The sequence below is a fragment of the Salmonella sp. 32031103-2018-00083-FB-01-SM-01 genome (genome assembly GCF_017571995.1).
Classification (GTDB): domain Bacteria; phylum Pseudomonadota; class Gammaproteobacteria; order Enterobacterales; family Enterobacteriaceae; genus Salmonella; species Salmonella enterica.
Genome location: NZ_JAGEQL010000001.1, coordinates 212033 through 236183, shown reverse-complemented (window position 1 = coordinate 236183; position 24151 = coordinate 212033). Strand labels below are relative to the sequence as shown.

The following is a 24151-nucleotide window of genomic DNA, read 5'->3' as shown; positions in this document are numbered from 1 at the left end:
TTTTTTGATTAGTCGGTAAGATGTAAAAAAGCAGCACCGCGCATCCCACCTGCATCCCCATGCCGCGCACGCTCAATGCGCGGCGCGCGGGCAACAGGGAGGAGATGGCGCGGCAGTCTTTCCGCCAGTTGCGTTGTTATTGCCGTAAAGTTCGATAGTCCGCCGCCGATCACTAATAAATCGGGATCGACAATCGTCAGTATATTCCCCAGACAAACCGCCAGTAAATCCAGATAGCGCTCAACATGCGCGTGCGCCTGCTCATCGCCCTGCTCCCACAACGCGATAATCTCCGGCGCCTGCAGCGATTGATGATAATAATGCTGATATAGCCACGCAAACCCGCGCCCGGACAGATAATTCTCAATGCAGCCCATCTGACCGCATCCACAACGGCGGAGAGGAAAATCAAACCCCATCAACGTTAGCGCGTCAACCGGCAAACGCATATGGCCAAACTCGCCGGTGATATAGCTCTGACCGGTAATCGGCTTCCCGTTTAGCACCAGGCCACCGCCGACGCCGGTGCCGAGGATAAGCCCCATAACCAAAGGATATTGCGTGAATTCATCATCCCAGGCTTCGGACAAGGCAAAACAGTTAGCGTCATTGTCCAGACGCACATCGCGATCCAGTCGGGCGCTGAGATCGGCGCGCAACGGCTTACCGCTGGCTGCCGGGACATTCGCGGCGTACAGCGTGCCGTCTTCGGTTTCCGGCATACCGGGTATGCCAATCCCTACCGACCCTTTTACGCCAAATCGCTGGTCGGCTTCCGCGACCAGTTCGCACACGGCGTCTAAAAAGGCGCTATAGCTGGTATGGGGCGTGGGAACCCGTTTTTCCCACTGCAGCTGCCGCGTTGAGTCAAATACGCCTAACGCAATCTTTGTTCCGCCAATGTCAAACCCGTAATACATCACCGCTCCTTGTTTTTATATTCCGCGATTACTGGCCGCTCAATACTCGCGCAGGGTCAATGTTGCTCGCCCGCCGCGCCGGATACCAGCTCGCCAGTAAGCTTAACAACAACGCCGTGACCAGTACGTAAACAACGTCCAGCCAATGTAATTCGGATGGCAGGAAGTCGATAAAATAGATATCGCCGGACAAAAACTGATGCCCGATCGCCTTTTCAATCCCATTAATAATGGCGGTAAGCTGAAGCGAAACAACAACGCCGATCGCCACGCCAATCAAACTGCCCAGCAAGCCCGCCAGTAGTCCGTACCAGACGAAAATGGCACGAATCAAACCATCTTTCGCCCCCAGCGTTCTTAATACCGCAATGTCGCCGCTTTTGTCTTTTACCGCCATCACTAAGGTGGAAACGATATTAAAACAGGCCACGCCGATCACCAGAATCATCGCCAGATACATAATGGCGCGAATCATCTGGATATCGCGATACATATAGCCGTAGGTGCCGATCCAGCTCTTAATGTAGACATAGCTGTTAGTCACCTCACCCGCGTCACGCACCAGTTTGTTCGCATTAAACACGTCATGGACTTTAAGCGCGATACCGGAAACGCTGGACCCCATATCCAGATACTGCTGCGCATCCTCAAGCGGGATCATGGCGAAGCTGTGATCGAGCTGGCCGCTCAGTTGCAGAATCCCGATGACATGCAAACGCACGCGTTTGGGCTGGAGCAGCTTATGGTCGGCATTCGCATTGGGGATCATGATGGACACCCAGTCGCCCTGTTTCACGTTCAGCGCATCGGCGACACCTTTGCCGATAATGATCTGCTGTTCGCCCGCTTTGAAATGATCCCAGGCGTGATTTTGCACAAATGACGGTAACGCGCTAAGCTGCTGCTCTTGCTTAGGGTCGACGCCTTTAACCTGAATGGCGCGCAAATTCGCCCCGCTCTCTACCAGGCCGGTAAAATTGATATACGGCGCGGCGGCGGCAATGCCCGGCACCTTCTGCACTTTTGCCAGCGCTTCACGCCAGTTAGTCCACGGCTGATTGACCGCTTCAATCTCCCCGTGTGGAACCACCGCCAAAATACGGTTGTTCAACTCGCGTTCGAAACCGTTCATCGCGCTTAAACCGACAATCAATACCGCCACGCCCAGCGCGATACCGATGGTAGAAATGACGGAAATGAGCGAAACCATACCGCCGCGCCGCCGCCCACGGCTGAAGCGCAACCCAATTAATAATGATAAAGGCGACGCCATTACTCAGCCCCCATCAGGCTCAGTTCCGCCGTCAGGCGACCATCGCGCATCTCAAGCTGGCGGCTCATACGTTTCGCCAGTTGCAAATCGTGAGTCACCACCAGAAACGCGGTTCCCTGCAGACGATTTAACTCGCCCAGAAGCTCAAAAATACTGTCGGCATTACGCGCATCCAGATTACCGGTCGGCTCATCCGCCAGTACCAGACGCGGGTTATTCACCAACGCGCGCGCTATCGCGACACGCTGGCGCTCACCGCCGGAAAGTTCCGAAGGTCGATGGGTTGCGCGATGCTCCAGCCCTACGGCGTGCAGCATTTCTCGCGCCCGAGCGTCAATCTCCGCCGGTTTCTTTTTGCCAATTAATAATGGCATCGCCACGTTTTCCAGCGCCGTAAAATCCGGCAGGAGATGATGAAACTGATAGATAAACCCCAGTTTCTGGTTACGTAATTCCGCTTTTGCCGCAGAAGAGAGTTTGCTCATCGGCTGGCCGCTAAAAATCACATCGCCAGAGGTAGGCGTATCCAGCCCGCCTAACAGATGCAGCAACGTACTTTTACCCGAACCGGAACTGCCGACGATCGCCATCATTTCGCCTTCGCCGATACTGAAGCTGACATCGTGCAACACGTCGGTTTGTACGGTGCCTTCCTGATAGCGTTTGCACAGGTTGTCGCATTGCAACAGGATCTTATTCATAACGTAAAGCCTCAGCGGGTTGAGTGGCGGCAGCGCGCCAGGAAGGATAAAGCGTAGAAAGCAGCGCGATGGCCATTGCCACCAGCGCGATAACGATCACCTGTAATGGCTCTATCGCCACGGGCAACGCAGCGCCATCCAGAAACGCGCCGATGATCGGCATCAGGTTATTTAGTTGGCTGGCAAGCAATGCGCCCAGCGCGGCGCCCAACAGCGCGCCGATAATCCCGGCGCTGGCCCCCTGCACCATAAAGACCATCATAATTTGTCGCGGCGTCAGCCCTTGAGTTTGTAAAATCGCCACTTCGCCCTGCTTCTCCATGACCATCAGGCCCAACGAAGTAATAATGTTAAAAGCCGCGACCGCCACGATGAGACTCAGCAACAATCCCATCATGTTCTTTTCCATGCGCACAGCCTGGAACAACTCGCCTTTGCGTTCGCGCCAGTCCTGCCACTTCGTGCCTTGCGGCAGCGTCTGTTGGCTGAGGGTATCGACTTGCAGCGGTTCATCCAGCCACAGACGCCAGCCGGTAATATTGCCTGCCGGATAGCGCATTAAACGCGACGCGTCCTGAATATTGACCAGCATTTCATAGCCATCGACCTCGCTATTGGCGGCAAATGTGCCAATCACCGTAAACAGACGCTGGCTGGGCAGACGTCCCATTGGCGTAAACTGGCTGGCAGATGGCACCATTAGCCGAATCTGATCGCCGCGGTTGACCCCTAACTGTCCGGCGAGCTGCTCGCCGAGGATGACATTATACTTACCCGGCTGTAATTCGCTTTGCTTCACATTGACCAGATACGGCGTTAATGGATCTTTTTGCGCCGGATCGATACCCAACATCACGCCAACCGCAACGCTACGCGCGCTTTGCAGTACGACATCGCCCGTCGTCAGCGGCGCAATACGGTTAACGCCTTGCAGATTCACCGCTTTTTCCGGCATCTGATTCGGGTTAAGAGAACCATGTTCAGCAGAGAGGATGGCCTGAGGCATCAAACCAAGAATGTTATTTTGCAGTTCGCGCTCAAAACCGTTCATCACCGACAATACCGTGACCAGCGCCATCACCCCCAGGGTAATGCCGATGGTGGAAAGCCAGGAAACGAAGCGACCGAAGCGATCTGCTGCACGCCCGCGCATGTAACGCAGGCCGATGAATAGAGCGACAGGTTGATACATGTAATCCGTCTGGTTGCTGTTAGCAAAGTCCCGAGTATATAAGCGAAAGCGGAATGCGTAAATGTCTGAACCGTAAGAGTTCGTCAGCGCTATTCTGAAAAAGGCCGACAAATCAAGTCACTTACATGTTCATACTTTACCTGTTCGACGTGTTATCCGGCGGATTCAATTTGCTAATAAACAACGATCGCGGATAATAAAGAACATTGCTTATCAGTCATATGCCCCTGAATACCTGAGTCCTTCATGCTGTCCCGGCGCGCAGCCAACCATGAAGCAGCCTGAAGGGTGACGCGTAGAGTGCGGCGTAAAACAAAAAGAGATACTGACAACCGTTATGCCTGAAAAACAACGTTACACGCTGCCGACAAAAGCGGGCGATCAGCGCCAGTTGGGCGAACTTACCGGCGCCGCCTGCGCTACGCTGGTGGCGGAGATAGCCGAACGCCATGCCGGTCCGGTGGTACTCATAGCGCCTGACATGCAAAATGCTCTGCGATTGCATGATGAAATCCGCCAGTTTACCGATCAGATGGTCATGAACCTGGCGGACTGGGAAACGCTACCGTATGACAGCTTCTCCCCGCATCAGGAAATTATCTCTTCGCGCCTGTCCACACTCTACCAGTTGCCGTCGATGCAGCGCGGCGTCTTGATTGTACCGGTAAACACCCTGATGCAGCGCGTTTGTCCGCATAGCTATCTGCATGGTCATGCGCTGGTGATGAAAAAAGGCCAGCGGCTGTCCCGCGACGCTCTGCGCGCGCAGCTTGACAGCGCCGGTTATCGGCATGTCGATCAGGTGATGGAGCATGGCGAATACGCGACGCGCGGCGCGCTGTTGGATCTCTTTCCGATGGGCAGCGAACAGCCTTATCGCCTCGACTTTTTTGATGATGAAATCGACAGCCTGCGTCTGTTTGACGCGGATACCCAGCGTACGCTGGAGGAGGTCGAGGCCATCAATTTGTTGCCCGCGCACGAATTTCCTACCGACAAAGCCGCTATTGAGCTTTTCCGTAGCCAGTGGCGCGATACCTTTGAGGTAAAACGCGACGCCGAGCACATCTATCAGCAGGTCAGCAAAGGCACCCTGCCCGCCGGGATCGAATACTGGCAGCCGCTCTTTTTCAGCGAACCGTTACCGCCATTATTTAGCTACTTCCCCGCCAATACTCTGGTGGTGAATACCGGCTCGCTGGAAACCAGCGCCGAACGCTTTCAGGCCGATACGCTGGCGCGTTTTGAAAATCGCGGCGTCGATCCTATGCGCCCGCTTTTGCCGCCGGAAGCCCTCTGGCTACGGGTAGATGAGCTCTTTTCCGAGCTTAAACGCTGGCCTCGCCTCCAGCTTAAAACCGACCATCTGCCGGAAAAAGCCGCCAATACCAATCTCGGTTTCCAGAAATTACCGGATTTGGCTATCCAGGCGCAGCAGAAAGCGCCGCTGGACGCGCTGCGTAAGTTCCTCGAATCTTTCAGCGGCCCGGTGATTTTTTCGGTGGAAAGCGAAGGACGCCGCGAAGCGCTGGGAGAGCTCCTGGCTCGCATAAAAATCGCGCCGAAGCGGATATTACGCCTGGACGAGGCGCAGGATGCGGGGCGCTATCTGATGATTGGCGCCGCAGAACATGGTTTTATTGACACCCAACGCAATCTGGCGCTGATTTGTGAAAGCGATCTCCTGGGTGAGCGGGTCGCGCGTCGCCGCCTGGATTCCCGTCGTACGATCAACCCGGATACGTTGATTCGTAACCTGGCGGAGCTCCACGTCGGTCAACCGGTAGTGCATCTGGAGCACGGCGTCGGGCGTTATGCCGGCATGACCACGCTGGAGGCTGGCGGCATCAAGGGTGAGTATCTGATGCTCACTTACGCCAATGACGCCAAACTGTATGTGCCGGTCTCCTCATTGCATCTGATTAGCCGCTATGCTGGCGGCGCGGAAGAAAGTGCGCCGCTGCATAAACTGGGCGGCGACGCCTGGTCGCGCGCCCGGCAGAAAGCGGCGGAAAAAGTGCGCGATGTCGCAGCGGAACTGTTGGATATTTATGCGCAACGGGCGGCAAAAGAGGGTTTTGCCTTTAAGCATGATCGTGAGCAATATCAGTTATTCTGCGACAGCTTCCCGTTTGAAACGACGCCCGATCAAGCACAGGCGATTAACGCCGTATTGAGCGATATGTGCCAACCGCTGGCGATGGACAGGCTGGTGTGCGGCGACGTCGGCTTCGGCAAAACCGAAGTGGCGATGCGCGCCGCGTTCCTGGCGGTGGAAAACCATAAACAGGTGGCGGTACTGGTGCCGACTACGCTGCTGGCGCAGCAACACTATGACAACTTCCGCGACCGTTTCGCCAACTGGCCGGTACGCATTGAGATGCTGTCCCGCTTTCGCAGCGCCAAAGAGCAGACGCAAATCCTGGCGGAAGCCGCCGAGGGTAAGATCGATATTCTGATCGGTACGCATAAACTGCTACAAAGCGATGTGAAGCTGCGCGACCTCGGCCTGCTGATTGTCGATGAAGAGCACCGTTTCGGCGTGCGCCACAAAGAGCGAATCAAGGCGATGCGCGCCGATGTCGATATTCTGACGCTCACGGCGACGCCGATCCCGCGGACGCTGAATATGGCGATGAGCGGTATGCGCGATCTCTCCATTATCGCCACCCCCCCTGCCCGTCGTCTGGCGGTAAAAACCTTTGTCCGTGAGTATGATAGCCTGGTAGTAAGGGAAGCGATTCTGCGTGAAATCCTGCGCGGCGGTCAGGTTTACTATTTGTACAATGACGTCGAAAATATTCAGAAAGCCGCAGAGCGGCTGGCGGAACTGGTGCCGGAAGCGCGAATCGCTATAGGCCACGGGCAGATGCGCGAACGTGAGCTGGAACGGGTCATGAACGATTTCCACCATCAACGTTTTAACGTGCTGGTGTGTACTACCATTATCGAAACGGGGATCGACATTCCCACCGCTAACACGATCATCATTGAACGCGCGGATCATTTCGGCCTCGCGCAGTTGCACCAGTTGCGTGGCCGCGTAGGGCGCTCGCACCACCAGGCCTACGCCTGGCTATTGACGCCACATCCTAAGGCCATGACCACCGATGCGCAAAAACGGCTGGAGGCGATTGCGTCGCTGGAGGATTTAGGCGCCGGGTTTGCGCTGGCGACCCACGATCTGGAGATCCGCGGCGCAGGCGAACTGCTTGGCGAAGAGCAAAGCGGCTCAATGGAAACCATCGGCTTCTCACTCTACATGGAACTGCTGGAAAACGCCGTCGATGCGCTGAAAGCAGGCCGCGAACCCTCGCTGGAAGATCTCACCAGTCAACAAACGGAAGTCGAGCTGCGAATGCCGTCGTTACTGCCGGATGATTTTATTCCGGATGTTAATACCCGACTGTCATTCTATAAACGCATTGCCAGCGCGAAGAACGAAAACGAGCTGGAAGAGATCAAAGTGGAATTGATCGATCGCTTCGGCCTGCTGCCCGATCCAGCGCGTAATCTGCTGGATATCGCCCGCCTGCGCCAACAGGCGCAAAAGCTCGGCATCCGAAAACTGGAGGGTAACGAGAAAGGCGGAACGATTGAGTTCGCCGAGAAAAACCACGTTGACCCTGCCTGGCTTATCGGGTTGCTGCAAAAACAACCGCAGCATTTCCGTCTGGATGGCCCGACGCGCCTCAAGTTTATTCAGGATTTAAGCGAACGTAAAACGCGTATAGACTGGGTACGCCAGTTCATGCAGCAACTGGAAGAAAACGCTATTGCATAAGCGTCAGGCCGGGCGTCATTACCCTGCGTCCGGCCTAATCTTTACAAATTCTTTGCACTTCCCTGCAGTTCCAGACACAGCCAGCCGCCATAATTCTTATTTCCTCTTTTATAAAAATAACCACATAATAATCATGGGTTTATTATAATGTTCAACAATACGCGACTCTCTCGCTGGTGGGCGTTGTTTGCGCTTACCGCGACCATCATGCTTGCCCTTCCCGCGCAGGCAAATACGTGGCCTCTTCCGCCCCCCGGCAGTCGACTGGTGGGAGAAAATAAATTCCATGTCGTTGAAGACGACGGCGGCTCGCTGGAGGCGATCGCCAAAAAATATAACGTGGGCTTTTTAGCCCTGTTACAGGCCAACCCCGGCATTGATCCTTACGTGCCACGCGCAGGCAGCGTGCTGACGATTCCGCTGCAAACGCTGCTACCGGACGCGCCACGTGAAGGTATCGTCATTAACCTCGCGGAATTACGGCTTTACTATTATCAACCGGGGAAAAATACGGTCACGGTCTACCCTATCGGGATTGGCCAACTGGGCGGCGATACCCTGACGCCAACGATGGTGACGACCATTTCGGATAAACGCGCCAATCCAACCTGGACGCCGACCGCCAATATTCGCGCCCGTTATAAAGCGCAAGGCATCGATCTCCCCGCCGTGGTGCCTGCCGGTCCCGATAACCCAATGGGGCATCACGCGATTCGTTTAGCGGCCTACGGCGGCGTCTATCTGTTACATGGCACGAATGCCGATTTTGGCATTGGTATGCGCGTCAGTTCCGGCTGTATCCGTCTGCGCGACGGTGATATAGAGACATTGTTCCGTCAGGTCACGCCGGGAACCAAAGTGAATATTATCAATACGCCGATTAAAGCCTCGGTGGAGCCAGGCGGCGTGCGACTGGTGGAAGTTCATCAGCCGCTGTCTAAAAACATAGGCGACGATCCGCAGGTGCTGCCGATTGTGCTGAATGGCCCGATGCAGACCTTTAAGGACGCGCCGCAGACCGACGCCGCGGTGATGGAACATGTTATGGAAGTGCGCTCCGGAATGCCGGTGGATGTAACCCGTCAATCAGAGGCGAAACCGCAGTCGCTGTAAGCGTGAATAGCTGACCGACAAAAAAGCCTCGCGATGCATCGCGAGGCTTTCTCTTTTTATTGTGGCAATCGCAGCGGCATTAATGAGGGTTAATGCTTACTTATAGATTACCGCCGTACCGTGAAGGGTATTCGGGCCGGTAACAGAGGTAATACGGAAAGACTTCGCCCCCATCTCCTGCGCTTTTTGCGCCAGCTGATCTTCCAGCGAGCCCAGATTCGTGCCGCCATTCGCGGAAATGGTGCCAAACTTCTGTTGACCTTCTGGCGTTGCCTGAACTTCAACGGCGGCGAAGCTGGCGAATGAGAGCGAACTCAGTACCACAGCAGCGATGAGGGTTTTTACGTTTTTCATAGTGATGACCTTTAGCAGATGAATGGGTGTCGTAAGCATTAACTTAACGATCGATAAGTTAATCATAGATGTGATCTACATCACACGTCAACTTCTTTTTATAATGATCGTTATATAATTTATAAAGATGTTATTTTTCATGTGAATAGAATTGATTTATTTTTCTAATGAATACTCTGGAGCCAGAAGTGGTTTGTTTTTATAATAGAGAGACCGCTCTTTAAACAGGTACAACGGCATCATGACAACGGATACCACGAGTTGCGCGAAGAAAAGCCGTGGCCGACCAAAAGTGTTCGACAGGGAAGCTGCGCTTGATAAGGCCATGACTCTCTTCTGGCAGCACGGCTATGAAGCAACTTCGCTTGCCGATCTCGTAGAGGCTACCGGGGCGAAAGCGCCTACTCTCTATGCGGAATTCACTAACAAAGAAGGATTATTTCGCGCTGTCCTGGATCGCTACATCACTCGCTTTGCCTCAAAGCACGAAGCCCAGCTCTTTTGTGAAGAGAAAAGCGTGGAATCGGCGCTGGAAGATTACTTCACAGAAATTGCCGCCTGCTTTACCAGTACGGACACGCCGGCTGGCTGCTTTATGATTAATACGTCCGCCACCCTCGCCGCCTCCTCGCGCGATATCGCTCGCACGGTAAAATCACGCCACGCCATGCAGGAACAGACGCTCATCCAGTTTTTGCGCCAACGTCAGGAGCGCGGTGAAATTCCGGCGCACTGTAACCCGCAGGCGCTCGCGGAATATATCAACTGTATTTTACAGGGAATGTCGATCAGCGCCCGCGAGGGAGCCACCTTCGAACAACTGATGCAAATTACGCGTACGACCCTGCGCATCTGGCCTGAACTGCTCAAGTCCTGAACGACGCAGCTTCGGATAAAAAAAGCCCCTCAGCCTGAGCGAATGAGGGGCTAACTTGCAGAGTACAGCTTTTTTATGCTTTGTTATTCAGAACCAGTTGACCATTGCCGTCGAGGGGAATTTGCGTTCCGGGGTCTTTATCCATGCGGATTTTGCCCTGCTGATCGCCAATTTTATAGGTCACGTCGTAGCCAAGCATCTTTTCAGATTTGTCATACACCGTCTTACAGCGTTGCTGCGTGGTAGTATAAGTATCACTTTCCTGCATTGATCCCTGGATTTGATTGCCAGCATAACCGCCGCCCAGTGCCCCGACGACCGTCGCCACATCTTTACCACGACCGCCGCCAAATTGATGTCCAATCACGCCGCCTGCTACTGCGCCAAGCACCGAGCCGGCAATACGGTTTTCGTCCTGAACCGGTCTGCGATGCGTGACCGTGACATTACGGCACTCCTGACGCGGCGTTTTTACCGTCTCTTTAATCGGTTTAGCCGATATCACCTGCGCATATTGCGGACCACGATCAAATACGTTGAGACTGGCCACTGCCGCCACACCCAGCGCAGCCGCTACGCCAATCCCTATACCCGCCAACATTGATTTATTCACGGGAGTTCCTCCTTCGTTGCTATTGGTAACAATTTTGCAACCAGTATGCGAACAAAGCCAATCGGAATGAGGATGAAAAATGCGGGATGAGGCGGTAAAGCTGAAGGATTCGGACAACTCCGAAGCGAGTGATGGAGAAGCGCTCACCGGCGCGAGCAGCCGGTGAGGCGCAGAGAAATTAATGCAGTTTCAGGCGCGGACGAATGACGCGGTTAATACTGCCCACCAGCATCATCAGGCCAGTTTTAAAGTATCCATGCAGCGCTATCTGGTGCATACGGTATAGCGAGATATACACGAAGCGGGCGATACGTCCTTCAATCATCATTGAACCGCGGGTCAGGTTCCCCATCAGACTACCCACGGTAGAGAAGTTGGACAGAGAGACCAGCGAACCATGATCTTTATACTGGTAAGCTTTCAGCGGTTTGCCATTCATCTGCGCCAGAATGTTATTCATCGCGCAGGTAGCCATCTGATGCGCCGCCTGAGCGCGAGGCGGCACAAAACCTCCCTCCGGACGTGCGCAGGAAGCGCAGTCGCCAATCGCATAAATATCAGGATCGCGCGTGGTTTGCAGCGTCGGTTCCACCACCAGTTGGTTAATGCGGTTCGTTTCCAGACCACCAATCTCTTTCATAAAATCTGGCGCTTTGATACCCGCCGCCCACACCATCAGATCGGCCTGAATATATTCACCTTCTTTCGTATGCAGACCGCCTTCGTCGGCGCTGGTGACCATAGTTTGCGTCAGCACGCGAACGCCCAGTTTGGTCAGTTCATTATGCGCGGCGCTGGAGATACGCGGCGGCAACGCAGGCAGAATACGCTCGCCAGCCTCAACCAATGTCACGTTCAGCGCGTCGTTGGTCAGCCCCTTATAACCATAGCTATGCAGCTGTTTTACCGCATTATGCAGTTCAGCCGACAGCTCAACCCCCGTCGCACCGCCGCCAACGATGGCGATATTGACCTTACCGTTCGCGCCCAGATTAGCCGAATACTTGAGGAACAGGTTCAGCATCTCCTGGTGAAAACGGCGCGCCTGATGCGGGTTATCGAGGAAGATACAGTGCTCTTTCACGCCCGGCGTGTTGAAATCATTAGAGGTGCTGCCCAGCGCCATCACCAGCGTGTCATACGCGATTTTGCGCTCCGGCACCAGCAGTTCGCCCTTTTCATCACGCAACTCGGCAATGGTGATGGTTTTCGCTTCGCGATCGATATCCATCACCGACCCCAGTTGGAACTGGAAACCATGATTACGCGCATGAGCCAGATAGCTCAGCGCATCCACGCCTTCGTCCAGAGAGCCAGTCGCCACTTCGTGCAGCAATGGTTTCCACAGATGGCTGTGATTTCTGTCTACCAGCGTGATTTTCGCTTTTTTCTTGCGCCCCAGTTTATGGCCTAACTGCGTCGCCATTTCCAGCCCGCCAGCGCCGCCGCCGACAATCACGATCTTTTTTAATGGTGTAGTCAACGTGACCCCCTTAAATTTATTAACCAATTGTTAATTAAACGTTATTAGTATAGCCTTTAATTAACAACAAGTTACGTTAATGAGAATAAGCTTCTGATATGAGAATAGCATGAACGGTGCATTGGTCATACCAAAATTGATGTGCATCAAGTTTTCATGCTGAAAAGATAGACAGCTTGCGAGAATTGAGCATAAAAAAACCAGCCGCAAGGCTGGTTATCCGGTCACTGATAACGCCATATTGCCGGGGGCGTTACCCCAGCGTTTTAAACGCTTTGATACGTTGCAAATGCGGCGAAATATTTTTGAATTTGTGAGTCTGTTCCTCATCCCACACAATTTCATAATACGGGTGAAGAGCTTGCGCTGAGCGTTGGCTGTCCAGCGCTTCGTCATGACGCGAGAGGATCACCAGACAACGATCGCGATTTTTTTCGCGAAAGTTGGTCACGCACTTTGTGGCGATGTCCGCATATTCTTCCGGGCGATCGATTTTCCCCTCCATGTTTTCATAGGGGAACAGGTTCGGGTTAAAAACCACCTGACGGATATCGCACAAAAAGCCAATCCGCTCCGCCCAGTAACCGCCCAGCCCCACGCCACAGATTAAAGGGCGCTCGTCCACATTCAACTGCAACATTTTGTCCACTTCTTTCAGCAGATGCTGCATATCGTGCTTAGGATGCCGCGTACTGTAGCTTACCAGCCGAACATCCGGGTCGATAAACTGTAATTGCAACACTTTTTCATGGTTGCCCGGACTATTTGAATCAAAACCGTGTAAATAAATAATCATCTGGCACCCTCACGAAAACTCGAGTTAATGACCTGCTTTTTCTTCCTGCCAGCGTTCATGTAACTGGTTGAGCTGGGCGCTGGCTGTTTTCCAGCGTGCTGAGTCCATGAGCTCCCGGCGTGAAAATGAACCTTTATGATACAAACGTGTAACACGTTCTGCTTTGATCGGCGACAGATTATCCAACACGCTGACTGCGCCTTTACGATTATTGCAGACCAGAATCATATCGCAACCCGCATCCAGCGACGCCTGAGCGCGCTCAGCATAGCTGCCCATAATCGCCGCGCCCTCCATCGACAGATCGTCGGAGAAAATGACGCCGTCAAAGCCTAACTCCTGACGCAGCACCGTTTTCAGCCAGTACGGCGAACCGCTTGCCGGGCGTGGATCGATAGCGCGGTAGATCACGTGGGCAGGCATAATCGCATCCAGTTTATTCTCGCTAATCAGCGTGCGGAACACCGACATATCTTTGCCACGGATATCCGTTTCAGGACGTGGATCGCACGGCGTCTCTTTGTGGGAGTCCGCCGTGACCGCGCCGTGGCCGGGGAAATGCTTACCGGTCGTTTTCATCCCGGCGTCATGCATGCCGTCAATAAAGCGCGTTGCCATTGCCAACGCTTTTGCGGGATCGGCATGATAGGAGCGCTCGCCAATTGCCGCGCTGATATGCCCGACGTCCAGCACTGGCGCAAAACTGATATCAATATCCATCGCGATCATTTCGCTGGCCATCAGCCACCCTGCCTCCTGCGCCAGTCGTCCCCCCTCTTCCAGCCCATGCAGCGCAAAAAAAGATTGCGCCGCGGGCAGGCGGGTAAACCCGTCACGGAAACGCTGTACGCGCCCGCCTTCCTGATCGACGGCCACCACCAGATGGTTACGCGATGCCGCCCGAATCTGGCGCACTAATTCGCGCAGCTGTTCCGGGTCATGGTAATTACGCGTGAACAGAATAAGCCCGCCAACCAGCGGATGCGCCAGTATCTCGCGCTCCTCCGCATCCAGCTCACATCCTTCGACATTCAACATTACTGGGCCCACACTGCTCTCCTTATCCTTTCATACGTAGCTGGCGCCAGGTTTCATCGGCCAGCCTGATAAATTGTTGCTCGCCGGTTTGTCGCCAGCGATATTCGAACCACCCTGCTTTTAGCATAATGACCCAGGGGTGCCATAATCGTATCTGTCGCCATAGCTGCCGGGCGTTGATTCGCGCGCGCGCGGCATAAGCGTCTGCCAGTTGCCGGTGCTGGCGTTCATCCTCAACCCATACTGCCGCCAGCTCCAACGCAATATCGCCGTCGCCGGCATACTCCCAGTCAATCAGTCTCAACCCGGCGGACGTTAATACTATATTGTCGCCATGGACATCCATATGCAAAGGCGCTAGCCGCAGCGGGCGAGGTTCACCGTTTTTTTGCAACTGTTTGAGCCGCCGCAACCAAAACGGCGTACGCCTCGCCGGATCGCAACACGACCAGTACTGCGCCAATAGTGGCGATAGCGCGATACGCCAGCCAAAACGCGGCTGTTGATGCAAATGATACAGTAAGGCCGCCAGTTCGTCGGCATCTGGCAGAGCGGAATTTACCACACCATGCAGATATTCTACCGCCATCCAGCCCGGCGTATAAAAAAGCGCTCGCGGCGCAAGACTGACCGGCAATTGGGATAAGGCGCGGTAATGACGTAAAAGATGGGCTGGTGGAGCCTCGGGGTCTTGATGACGGCGCAGCACGATACGGTGAGTATCGTGAGCAATAATACAGCTCCCGCCGCTTAGCCCCTGCGATGCGGCGACGGCGGGACGATACTGGGGAAAATAGCGCGACAGGATCTCGTCGCGCGTTAAGGGATTATTGTTGTTGGACCGCACCTTTACCTGACCAGATTATCTCGCCCGTTTGCACCAGCATTAACTGCATCTGTAATGCAGGCGCGTTAACGTTACCGGATGCGCTGGAGTAAAGTACATATTGCGCCCCGACATTGCGCGCAATGCCAATAGCTTTACTGCGCGTTCCCAGACTATCCTGCGGAGACAACCCTAACTGCTGTTTTGCCATCGAGAGTTGCTGTACGGAGACCAGCGTAAATTTACCGTTGTTCGCCAGCGCATTACGTAACGTTTCCGTTGCCTCGTTCGCATTTAACGACCCATTCGTCCGGTTATTCACGCTGTCGACAAGCAATACGCTTCCGGCCGTCACGCCATCAGCCTGCAACATTTTGCTGACCAGCGGTTGCATCGCGCCGTTCCAGTCATAGTGGCGCACCTTAGGCGCTGGCTGGCCCGTTTGATCTTCATGTTCGATCGGCCCCGGTTGCTGTGGAATGGTTGGCACAGACGGCACAACAGGAGGCTGTGGTGGCTGCGCGGGTTGTTCTGGCGCTGGTTTTACCTCTTCAACTGGCGCAGGTTGACGTTGCGCCATACACCCGGAGAGAAATATCGCCAGCGCAGCAATGGCAGCGTAGCGATGCATTTTTGTCATCAAAATTCACTCCTCACAAATAAAGATAAAGCCTGACCTTATGCGCCCCCAGATAATTGGCGCTGCCAAATAGCGTTACCGACGAACGCGCGGGTATGGTTACGCTACGCGGCGCCTCCAACGGATGCATCTCCAGCCCCCGCGCGTCATACCAGTAAAACCGATAATGAACGGTTATGGGCTCTTGCCTTTCGTTATAGACGCGGGAAGAGGCTGATGGCTGGATATCAGACGCCGTCAGCTCAGGCGGCTCTGCGGTCACGCCCGCCGCCAGAACCGTGGACTCCATCACCAGCGACTGCGCGTCGCTTACCGGAATTTCAGGGTGTGACCGGCAACCGGTAAGAAGCAGCAAGCCCAGAGAAACCGCGATGCATCCTTTGATCATACTTACAAGCCTTTATGCGCCAGCATCGGGCCTAGCGGGCGGCCGCCCAGTAGGTGCATATGGATATGATAAACCTCCTGGCCCCCATGACGGTTGGTATTCATGATTAAACGATACCCATCTTCGGCAATGCCTTCCTGTTCGGCGATTTTCGCCGCCACGGTGATCATCCGACCTAACGCCTGTTCATGTTCCGCCGTCACGTCATTGACGGTTGGGATCAGGATATTGGGAATAATCAAGATATGCGTCGGCGCCTGCGGTGAAATATCACGAAAGGCGGTGACCAGCTCATCCTGATAAACGATATCCGAAGGGATTTCACGACGAATAATTTTGCTGAATATAGTTTCTTCTGCCACGACGTTTTCCTTTTTCATAATAGCCCTTGCAGCGCACATGCTACGCCGAGCCATACTGCGAGTATAGAGTATGAGCGAGTTACCGACGCTCTTTCAACTTTAACCCACGATTTATTAAGCGAAAAATGACTACATGCTGGACTTACCGCCATATCCCCCTGCCATGACGCCTTTGTACGCTTAAAAAATATTTTTAGTTTGCCTGTTTATACCGTTTTACACATTTAATACAAATGCGTATATTTCTCATTTGCATTTTTATGCGCATTAACTAGCAAAGAATGAAAAGGTTCAACGTCATACGTCCTGAACTTACCCCAATAACAAGCAAGGATTTTCAGATGTCTTTCATTCAATACCGCCGGGACAAACACCTTCAGTCCACCGCCGCACCGTCGCTGTTAGCTATGGGTATGGCGATGGCATTTATGCCTGCCGCCTTCGCGGCTGAGGATACCGTTATTGTCGAGGGCGCGACGACCGCTGACGCCGTAAACCGCGAAGAACAGGATTACAGCGTGAAAACGACCGCTGCGGGCACCAAAATGACGATGACTCAGCGCGATATCCCGCAGTCGGTCAGTATTGTCAGCCAACAGCGTATGGAAGACCAGCAGTTGCAAACCCTGGGCGAGGTGATGACCAATACGCTGGGGATCAGCGGAAGTCAGGCTGACTCCGATCGCATCAGCTATTACTCGCGCGGGTTTGAAATTGACAACTATATGGTTGACGGTATTCCAACGTATTTTGAGTCCCGCTGGAATCTGGGCGATGCGCTAACGGATACCGCGCTGTATGAGCGCGTGGAGGTGGTTCGCGGCGCGAATGGGCTGATGACCGGAACCGGCAATCCTTCTGCCTCAATTAATATGATTCGTAAACACGCCACCAGTCGGGAGTTCAAAGGTAACGTCTCCACAGAATACGGTAGCTGGAATAAGCAGCGTTACGTCATGGATCTGCAAAGTCCGCTCACCGCAGACGGCAATGTCCGTGGGCGCATCGTGGCGGGTTATCAGAATAATGATTCCTGGCTGGACCGCTATAACAGTGAGAAAGCGTTCTTTTCCGGAATTGTCGATGCCGATCTGGGTGCAACCACTGGCCTTTCAGCCGGTTATGAATATCAAAAAATTGATGTCAATAGCCCGACCTGGGGCGGTCTGCCGCGCTGGAACACCGATGGCAGCAAAAATAGCTATGACCGCGCGCGTAGTACCGCCCCGGACTGGGCTTATAACAACAAAGAGATAAATAAATTCTTCGTCACGCTTAAGCAGCGTTTTGCCGAAAGCTGGCAGGCGACCCTGAATGCGACCCATACTGAGGTCAAATTCGACAGTAAAATGATGTATATCGATGCGTTAGTCGATAAAGAGACAGGTACGCTGGTGAGTCCTTATGGCGCAAGCTACCCCGTGGTCGGCGGTACGGGCTGGAACAGCGGCAAGCGCAAAGTAGATGCCATAGATCTCTTTGCCGATGGCGCTTATGAGCTGTTTGGCCGTCAGCACAATATGATGTTTGGCGGCAGTTATAGTAAACAGAATAACCGCTATTTTAGCGCCTGGGCGAACGTCTTTCCGGACGACATTGGCAACTTCAGCGCCTTTAACGGTAATTTCCCCCAAACCCACTGGGCGCCACAAAATCTGGCGCAGGACGATACCACGCATATGAAATCGCTGTATGCCGCTACGCGCATTTCGCTGGCCGACCCGCTGCATCTGATTCTTGGCGCTCGTTATACCAACTGGCGTGTTGATACACTGACCTACAGCATGGAGAAAAACCATACCACGCCGTATGCCGGGCTGATTTATGATATCAACGACAACTGGTCCGCTTATGCCAGTTATACCTCTATCTTTCAGCCGCAGAATAAACGCGACAAAGCGGGTCAATATCTGGCTCCGATTACCGGTAATAACTATGAAGCGGGCCTGAAGTCCGACTGGATGAACAGCCGCCTCACCACCACGTTGTCCGTGTTCCGCATTGAGCAGAATAACGTCGCTCAGGCAACCACTATTCCCATCCCTGGCAATAATGGGGAGTTTGCCTGGAAGTCTACTGACGGAACGGTGAGCAAAGGCGTCGAATTCGAAGTGAACGGCGCAATTACCGATAACTGGCAGATGACTTTCGGGGCTACCCGATATGTTGCCGAGGACAATGAAGGTAACGCCGTGAACCCTAATCTCCCGCGCACCAGCGTGAAGTTATTCACCCGCTATCGTCTGCCGGCGATACCGGAGCTGACGGTCGGCGGCGGTGTGAACTGGCAGAATCGGGTTTACAAAGATACCACGACGCCGTACGGCACTTTTCGCGCCGAACAGGGCAGCTATGCGCTGGTCGATCTGTTTACCCGCTATCAGGTGACGAAAAATTTCTCCGTACAGGGAAACATCAACAACCTGTTCGATAAAACCTACGACACCAATATTGATGGTTCCATTGTTTACGGCGCGCCGCGTAACGTCAGCCTCACCGCCAATTATCAGTTCTGACAGACTGTCGGAGAGCGGCATATAAAGCGCCATTAAAAAAGGCAGCCGAATGGCTGCCTTAATTCTCCCCAACATCATTACTGCTTAGCTGTTACGGATGTACTCATCCATTTCCGTTTTCAGGTTATCGGATTTCGTACCGAAAATAGCCTGAACGCCGGAACCCGCGACGACAACGCCTGCCGCGCCCAGTTTCTTCAGGCCAGCCTGATCCACTTTCGCTACATCGGCTACGCTCACGCGCAGACGCGTGATACAGGCATCCAGGTTAGTGATGTTCTCTTTACCGCCAAACGCCGCAACCAAAGCCGGCGCCATTTCGCTGGTCGCGCCCGCTTTTGCGTCATCAGTAGTGTCTTCACGACCCGGCGTTTTCAGATCCAGCGCTTTGATCAGCACGCGGAACACGGTGTAGTACACAATCGCATAACCGGCGCCAACAATCGGGAACAGCCACAATTTGCTGCTGTTACCGGACAGCACGATAAAGTCGATCAGACCGTGGGAGAATGACGTACCGTCACGCATCCCCAGCAGGATACAGATCGGGAATGCCAGACCTGCCAGAATCGCGTGAATAATGTACAGGATCGGCGCCACGAACATGAAGGAGAACTCGATAGGCTCGGTAATACCCGTCAAAAACGAGGTCAGCGCGGCGGAAATCATGATACCGCCCACTTTTGCGCGGTTTTCCGGTTTAGCAGAGTGCCAGATAGCAATGGCCGCAGCCGGCAGACCGTACATTTTGAACAGGAAGCCGCCAGACAACATACCCGCCGTCGGATCGCCCGCCATATAGCGCGGAATGTCGCCGTGGAATACCTGACCCGCTGCGTTGGTGTATTCGCCGATCTGCATCTGGAAAGGAACGTTCCAGATATGATGCAGACCAAACGGCACCAGGCAACGCTCGATGAAACCGTAAATGCCAAACGCGACAACCGGGTTCTGATAAGCCGCCCACTGCGAGAACGCCTGGATAGCCGTACCGATTGGCGGCCATACGAAAGACAGCACCACACCGGTAAAAATAGCGGCCAGACCCGAAATGATCGGCACGAAGCGTTTGCCCGCAAAGAAGCCCAGATACTCAGGCAGTTTGATACGGTAGAAGCGGTTAAACATATACGCTGCGATCGCACCGGAGATAATCCCCCCGAGAACACCCGTATCAGCAAGGTGTTTAGCGGCGATCTCTTCAGCAGGTAAATGCAGAACCAGCGGCGCAACCACAGCCATGGTTTTCACCATGATGCCATACGCTACTACCGCCGCCAGAGCCGAAACGCCGTCGTTGTTGGTAAAGCCCAACGCCACGCCGATAGCGAAAATCAGCGGCATATTGGCAAAAACAGATCCGCCCGCTTCTGCCATAACGTGCGATACAACGGCTGGCAGCCAGCTGAAGTTAGCGGAACCGACACCCAGCAGGATACCTGCGATAGGGAGTACGGATACCGGCAGCATCAGCGATTTACCGACCTTTTGCAGGTTAGCAAATGCATTCTTAAACATAATTGAGAGTGCTCCTGAGTATTTGTGCTTTTCTACGTTCTCACGCATTGGCGAGGGGGGAGAACCCCGCCGTGGACAGGACATCTAAGTGCCCTTTTATTTATTACACAGAGTAAAATAAATACGTCTGATTTTGTTTGACGGCTATCACGTTTCAGCGCCAGATAGCCTAAAAAGTATCACATTCTGCCAAAATGAGTTTCCGAATGTTTCCATAAGCTCGCTCACCGCCCCTTTTGTGGCGGTGAACTTTACGCGCTTTGCTTATTAATTACGAGCTTTAAAAAAACTCGTTTAACGGATTGATGACAGGCGAGACGCGTCAATATGGAACAGGCGAGCAAAGTTATCGGTGGTGATCTGCGCCAGTTCTTCAACGGCAACCCCTTTCAATACCGCCATATATTCTGCGACGTCACGTACCATCGCAGGCTGGTTCTCTTTACCGCGATGCGGCACCGGCGCCAGATAAGGAGAATCGGTCTCGACTAACAACCGATCCAGCGGCACATAGCGCGCCGCATCACGCAACTGTTCAGCGTTACGGAACGTTACGATGCCGGAAAAAGAGATATAAAACCCCAGATCCAACAATTTGCCGGCCGTTTCTCTGTCTTCTGTAAAACAGTGTAGTACGCCGCCGCAATCCGTCACTTTTTCTTCACGCAGGATAGCCAGCGTATCGGCACGCGCGTCGCGAGTATGGACAATCACCGGTTTATGCAATTCGCGGCCAATCTGGATATGATGAATAAAAGACGCCTGCTGGCGGATTTTGGTCTCAGGCGTGTAAAAATAATCAAGCCCGGTCTCGCCCATCGCCACCACATCGTCTTCTGCAGCAAGGAGGCGCAGTTCTTCTACGTCATACGCTTCATCCTGATTTAACGGATGCACGCCGCAGGAAAAGACCACATTATCGCGCTTGCCCACCAGCTCGCGCATATGGCGATACCCCGGCAGCGTCGTCGCCACCGCTAAACAGAACTTCACATCGCGCGCGGCGGCTTTCGCCAGCACATCGTCCACGTCCTTATGCAAAGATTGATAATCCAGACCATCAAGATGGCAGTGTGAGTCGACTAAAAACATAATGTCTCTCTCAAAGATGAGGAACAGGCAACAAGGTGCCTGGTTGCAGGTAATGCTCGATGCGGAGAATGAGATCGGTTAATACCAGTTCGCGGTTTAATCCGGTCACATGAAGTAATTGATCACGACAATGGCAAACATCGTTCAGGATTGCCTGAATACGCGCCGGGGATAGCGGCCCCGCCAGCGCGGCAACAACCGCGTCCGCATCAACGTTTGTCAGGTACGACGCGCCGTGCTGACGTTTAAGAGCATCAACCAGCAGCGTCGCCAGCCAGTGCAGGCGCGCCGGGGCTTGCTCATGATTGAGCGCCGTTAATAACGCATACCAGTCGCCCGTATGTAAACTGTCCATTAACGCCTGACACAGCGCCTCACGCAGCGCCCAGCGTTCAGACTGCAACAGCGCCAGCGCTGCGCCGGGCGACCCCGCATTCAGGCGTAGCGCCGTGAGCAATGCCTCTTGTGACGCCGTCACTTCTCGCGACAGCCATGACATCGCATACGATTCGGACGGCGGCGCCAGATGATGCAGCCGGCAGCGGCTGCGTAATGTCGCCAACAGACGAGCAGGCTCCGGGCTGGCAAGGAAAAACCAGGTTTGCTCCGGCGGCTCTTCCAGCGTTTTGAGCAACGCATTGGCAGCGGCGTCGGTTAATAGCGCCGCATCCGCAATCCACACCACCTTCGCGCCGCCCAGACGGGAGTGCTCGTACAATTTCTCGCTGACCTCGCGTACCGCATCTACGCCGAGGCTGCTTTTGCCTTTATCCGGCGTCAGCGTGTAATAGTCCGGATGCGTGCCAGCCTGCATAAGCTGACAGCCTCGGCAATGCCCACAGCTTTTGTGGCCCTCAGGCTGCTGGCATAACAGATAACGGCTCAGCGCATAGCACAGCGCCTCGTCGCCCATGCCAGGTAAGGCCTGAATCAGTAGCGCATGGTGCCCACGTCCCGCCTGGTAACTTTCTACCAGTTTTTCATAGGCGGGCCGTAACCATGGATACCATTTCATGCCGCTTGCTCCTGCACCCACTTCGTCACCGTGGCGCGAATGTCGCGCATGACGGCATCCAGCGGCTGGGTCGCGTCAATGGTGCGGATACGCGAGTCTTGCGCCGCCAGTTCCAGATAGCGCGCGCGAGTCCGGTTAAAGAAATCAAAAGATTCCTGCTCAATGCGATCCAAATCGCCGCGCGCTCTGGCGCGTTTTAGCCCGACTTCCGGCGTGACATCCAGATACAGCGTCAGGTCAGGGCGAAAATCGCCCAGCACGGCATCGCGTAGTGTCGCCAGCATGGTTTGATCAATGCCGCGCCCTCCCCCCTGATACGCCTGGGTCGAGAGATCGTGTCGATCGCCGATCACCCATATGCCTTGCGCCAGCGCGGGTTTGATTACCGTTTCGACGAGCTGTACGCGAGCGGCATAAAACATCAGTACTTCCGCTTTATCGGTAATCACTTCGTCGCCTACCGCTCGAATATCCAGCACCAGACTTCTTAGTTTTTCGGCAAGCTGCGTACCGCCCGGCTCACGGGTAAAAATCATGTTACGAATACCCAGTTGCTCAAGGGTCTCCACCACCACGTCGCGCGCAGTGGTTTTTCCGGCGCCTTCCAGGCCCTCGATGACGATATAATTACTGCCCATTTTTTTCCTTAAGCACTTTCAGGTACTCCTGCACTGACCGATTATGGCTGGCAAGATTGGTGTTAAACGTGTGACCGCCTTTGCCGTCGGCCACAAAATAGAGATACGGCGTTTTCGCCGGATGCGCCGCCGCCTGCAATGACGCTTCGCTGGGCGATGCAATCGGTCCTGGCGGCAGCCCGGTTATGGTATACGTGTTATAAGCCGTCGGCTTTTCCAGATCCGCACGCGACAAGTTACCATTATAACTCGTCCCCATCCCGTAAATCACGGTGGGATCGGTCTGAAGGCGCATACCGATTCTCAGGCGATTAATAAAGACTGAGGCCACCTGATCGCGTTCGCTGGCGACAGCCGTCTCTTTTTCAATAATCGAGGCCATTGTCACCAGTTGGTTCTGATCTTTATAAGGCAGCCCCTCGGCCCGGCCTTTCCAGACAGTATCGACAGTTTTCACCATCTTTTGGTGCGCTCGCTTGAGAATAGCGACATCGCTGGTGTTGGCGGTATACATCCAGGTATCGGGCCAGAACCACCCTTCTACCCATTCCGGGTGCGCAAGCTTTAAAGCCTGAGCGACAGTGGCGTAGTCATCATCCGGCAATGTATGGCGAATATACGGCGCCTCTCGTAGCTGTTTCAGGTAATCGCTAAGGCGCATCCCTTCCACAAACCGCAACGGGAATTGCGCTTCTTTGCCGCTCTCCAGCAACTCAAGCATCTCCCTTACGGTCATCCCCGGCGTAAGACGGTAAGTTCCCGCTTTAAAGTGCGATAACTCAGGCTCCACGCGCAGCAGCCACTGAAATACCCGGGGGCGATTAATGATTTTTTCATCATAAAGCTGGTCGCCAAGCGCCAGCCGCCCCGTTCCCGCCTTGAGCGTAAAGATAGTCTCGTTTTTAATAAGTAATGTGCTGTTCGCCAGATGGCGAACTTTCCACATCCCCACGCCCGCGGCAATACCCAGCACAACCAACAGCAGAAGGAAAACGCCTGACAATTTTTTCAT

At 54.0% G+C, this 24151-nt stretch carries 22 protein-coding genes; 4 read left to right on the top strand and 18 right to left on the bottom strand.

Annotated elements, in window-relative coordinates:
* Window positions 1-8 precede the first annotated feature (8 nt).
* Genes nagK through lolC form a run of 4 tightly spaced genes read right to left on the bottom strand, consistent with a single transcriptional unit; the run spans window position 9 to window position 4086 of the window.
* The gene (nagK, locus tag J4614_RS01100; RefSeq protein ID WP_208293028.1) at window positions 9-920 is read right to left on the bottom strand and encodes an N-acetylglucosamine kinase; all 912 of its coding nucleotides are present in this window, start codon (window positions 918-920) and stop codon (window positions 9-11) included.
* Between the two features lie 28 nt (window positions 921-948).
* Window positions 949-2193, bottom strand: a complete 1245-nt coding sequence (lolE, locus tag J4614_RS01095; RefSeq protein WP_000168091.1) for a lipoprotein-releasing ABC transporter permease subunit LolE — start codon at window positions 2191-2193, stop codon at window positions 949-951.
* Window positions 2193-2894, bottom strand: a complete 702-nt coding sequence (gene lolD, locus J4614_RS01090; RefSeq protein ID WP_001033714.1) for a lipoprotein-releasing ABC transporter ATP-binding protein LolD — start codon at window positions 2892-2894, stop codon at window positions 2193-2195. The genes lolE and lolD overlap by 1 nt, the downstream gene beginning before the upstream one ends.
* Window positions 2887-4086 carry a lipoprotein-releasing ABC transporter permease subunit LolC gene (gene lolC / locus J4614_RS01085; RefSeq protein ID WP_001518787.1) on the bottom strand — a complete coding sequence of 400 codons (1200 nt, stop codon included), beginning with the start codon at window positions 4084-4086 and terminating at the stop codon, window positions 2887-2889. The genes lolD and lolC overlap by 8 nt, the downstream gene beginning before the upstream one ends.
* A 337-nt stretch (window positions 4087-4423) precedes the next feature.
* On the opposite strand from lolC, the gene mfd reads away from it, so the two are divergent.
* Both mfd and J4614_RS01075 read left to right on the top strand, forming a co-directional pair.
* Window positions 4424-7870 (top strand): transcription-repair coupling factor, encoded by a 3447-nt coding sequence (gene mfd, locus J4614_RS01080; RefSeq protein WP_001114323.1) that lies wholly within the window; start codon window positions 4424-4426, stop codon window positions 7868-7870.
* Between the two features lie 147 nt (window positions 7871-8017).
* Complete coding sequence (locus J4614_RS01075; protein WP_000482962.1) at window positions 8018-8983, top strand: L,D-transpeptidase family protein; 966 nt, start codon at window positions 8018-8020, stop codon at window positions 8981-8983.
* Window positions 8984-9079: 96 nt separating this feature from the next.
* Here J4614_RS01075 and bhsA read toward each other — a convergent pair whose 3' ends face one another.
* On the bottom strand, window positions 9080-9337 hold the full coding sequence (gene bhsA, locus J4614_RS01070) for a multiple stress resistance protein BhsA (protein WP_000800161.1): 258 nt from the start codon (window positions 9335-9337) through the stop codon (window positions 9080-9082).
* A 241-nt stretch (window positions 9338-9578) separates the two neighbouring features.
* Here bhsA and comR point away from each other — a divergent pair, with 241 nt between their 5' ends.
* Entirely contained in the window at window positions 9579-10214 is a 636-nt protein-coding gene (comR, locus tag J4614_RS01065; RefSeq protein WP_000205986.1) for a TetR family copper-responsive transcriptional repressor ComR, read from the top strand.
* 73 nt (window positions 10215-10287) lie between these two features.
* Here the strand turns inward: comR and J4614_RS01060 are convergent, their stop codons facing one another.
* The 8 genes from J4614_RS01060 to hinT all read right to left on the bottom strand — a co-directional run bounded on the left by J4614_RS01060 (window position 10288) and on the right by hinT (window position 16360).
* On the bottom strand, window positions 10288-10827 hold the full coding sequence (locus J4614_RS01060; protein WP_001043449.1) for a glycine zipper 2TM domain-containing protein: 540 nt from the start codon (window positions 10825-10827) through the stop codon (window positions 10288-10290).
* A 178-nt stretch (window positions 10828-11005) separates the two neighbouring features.
* Window positions 11006-12310: an NADH-quinone dehydrogenase gene (gene ndh, locus J4614_RS01055; protein WP_000211053.1), complete on the bottom strand. Its 1305-nt coding sequence runs from the start codon at window positions 12308-12310 to the stop codon at window positions 11006-11008.
* 253 nt (window positions 12311-12563) lie between these two features.
* Window positions 12564-13106: an alpha/beta hydrolase YcfP gene (gene ycfP, locus J4614_RS01050; RefSeq protein WP_000587945.1), complete on the bottom strand. Its 543-nt coding sequence runs from the start codon at window positions 13104-13106 to the stop codon at window positions 12564-12566.
* Between the two features lie 24 nt (window positions 13107-13130).
* Window positions 13131-14156: a beta-N-acetylhexosaminidase gene (gene nagZ, locus J4614_RS01045; protein WP_079900476.1), complete on the bottom strand. Its 1026-nt coding sequence runs from the start codon at window positions 14154-14156 to the stop codon at window positions 13131-13133.
* 10 nt (window positions 14157-14166) lie between these two features.
* Window positions 14167-14991, bottom strand: coding sequence for a thiamine kinase (thiK, locus tag J4614_RS01040; protein WP_079900477.1), 825 nt, complete (start codon window positions 14989-14991; stop codon window positions 14167-14169).
* Complete coding sequence (gene lpoB / locus J4614_RS01035) at window positions 14972-15610, bottom strand: penicillin-binding protein activator LpoB (protein ID WP_000164359.1); 639 nt, start codon at window positions 15608-15610, stop codon at window positions 14972-14974. The genes thiK and lpoB overlap by 20 nt, the downstream gene beginning before the upstream one ends.
* A 13-nt stretch (window positions 15611-15623) precedes the next feature.
* Complete coding sequence (locus tag J4614_RS01030) at window positions 15624-15998, bottom strand: YcfL family protein (RefSeq protein WP_000589563.1); 375 nt, start codon at window positions 15996-15998, stop codon at window positions 15624-15626.
* A gap of 2 nt (window positions 15999-16000) precedes the next feature.
* Window positions 16001-16360: a purine nucleoside phosphoramidase gene (hinT, locus tag J4614_RS01025; RefSeq protein ID WP_001532068.1), complete on the bottom strand. Its 360-nt coding sequence runs from the start codon at window positions 16358-16360 to the stop codon at window positions 16001-16003.
* A gap of 341 nt (window positions 16361-16701) precedes the next feature.
* On the opposite strand from hinT, the gene fhuE reads away from it, so the two are divergent.
* The gene (gene fhuE / locus J4614_RS01020) at window positions 16702-18876 is read left to right on the top strand and encodes a ferric-rhodotorulic acid/ferric-coprogen receptor FhuE (RefSeq protein ID WP_111769360.1); all 2175 of its coding nucleotides are present in this window, start codon (window positions 16702-16704) and stop codon (window positions 18874-18876) included.
* Between the two features lie 84 nt (window positions 18877-18960).
* Here fhuE and ptsG read toward each other — a convergent pair whose 3' ends face one another.
* The 5 genes from ptsG to yceG form a co-directional block, all read right to left on the bottom strand.
* On the bottom strand, window positions 18961-20394 hold the full coding sequence (ptsG, locus tag J4614_RS01015; protein ID WP_000475705.1) for a PTS glucose transporter subunit IIBC: 1434 nt from the start codon (window positions 20392-20394) through the stop codon (window positions 18961-18963).
* Between the two features lie 294 nt (window positions 20395-20688).
* Entirely contained in the window at window positions 20689-21486 is a 798-nt protein-coding gene (locus J4614_RS01010; protein ID WP_000480268.1) for a metal-dependent hydrolase, read from the bottom strand.
* Window positions 21487-21496: 10 nt separating this feature from the next.
* On the bottom strand, window positions 21497-22501 hold the full coding sequence (gene holB / locus J4614_RS01005; RefSeq protein WP_079962996.1) for a DNA polymerase III subunit delta': 1005 nt from the start codon (window positions 22499-22501) through the stop codon (window positions 21497-21499).
* Window positions 22498-23139 (bottom strand): dTMP kinase, encoded by a 642-nt coding sequence (gene tmk, locus J4614_RS01000; protein ID WP_023220296.1) that lies wholly within the window; start codon window positions 23137-23139, stop codon window positions 22498-22500. Before tmk ends, holB begins: the two co-directional genes overlap by 4 nt.
* Window positions 23129-24151, bottom strand: coding sequence for a cell division protein YceG (gene yceG / locus J4614_RS00995; RefSeq protein WP_023136613.1), 1023 nt, complete (start codon window positions 24149-24151; stop codon window positions 23129-23131). The genes tmk and yceG overlap by 11 nt, the downstream gene beginning before the upstream one ends.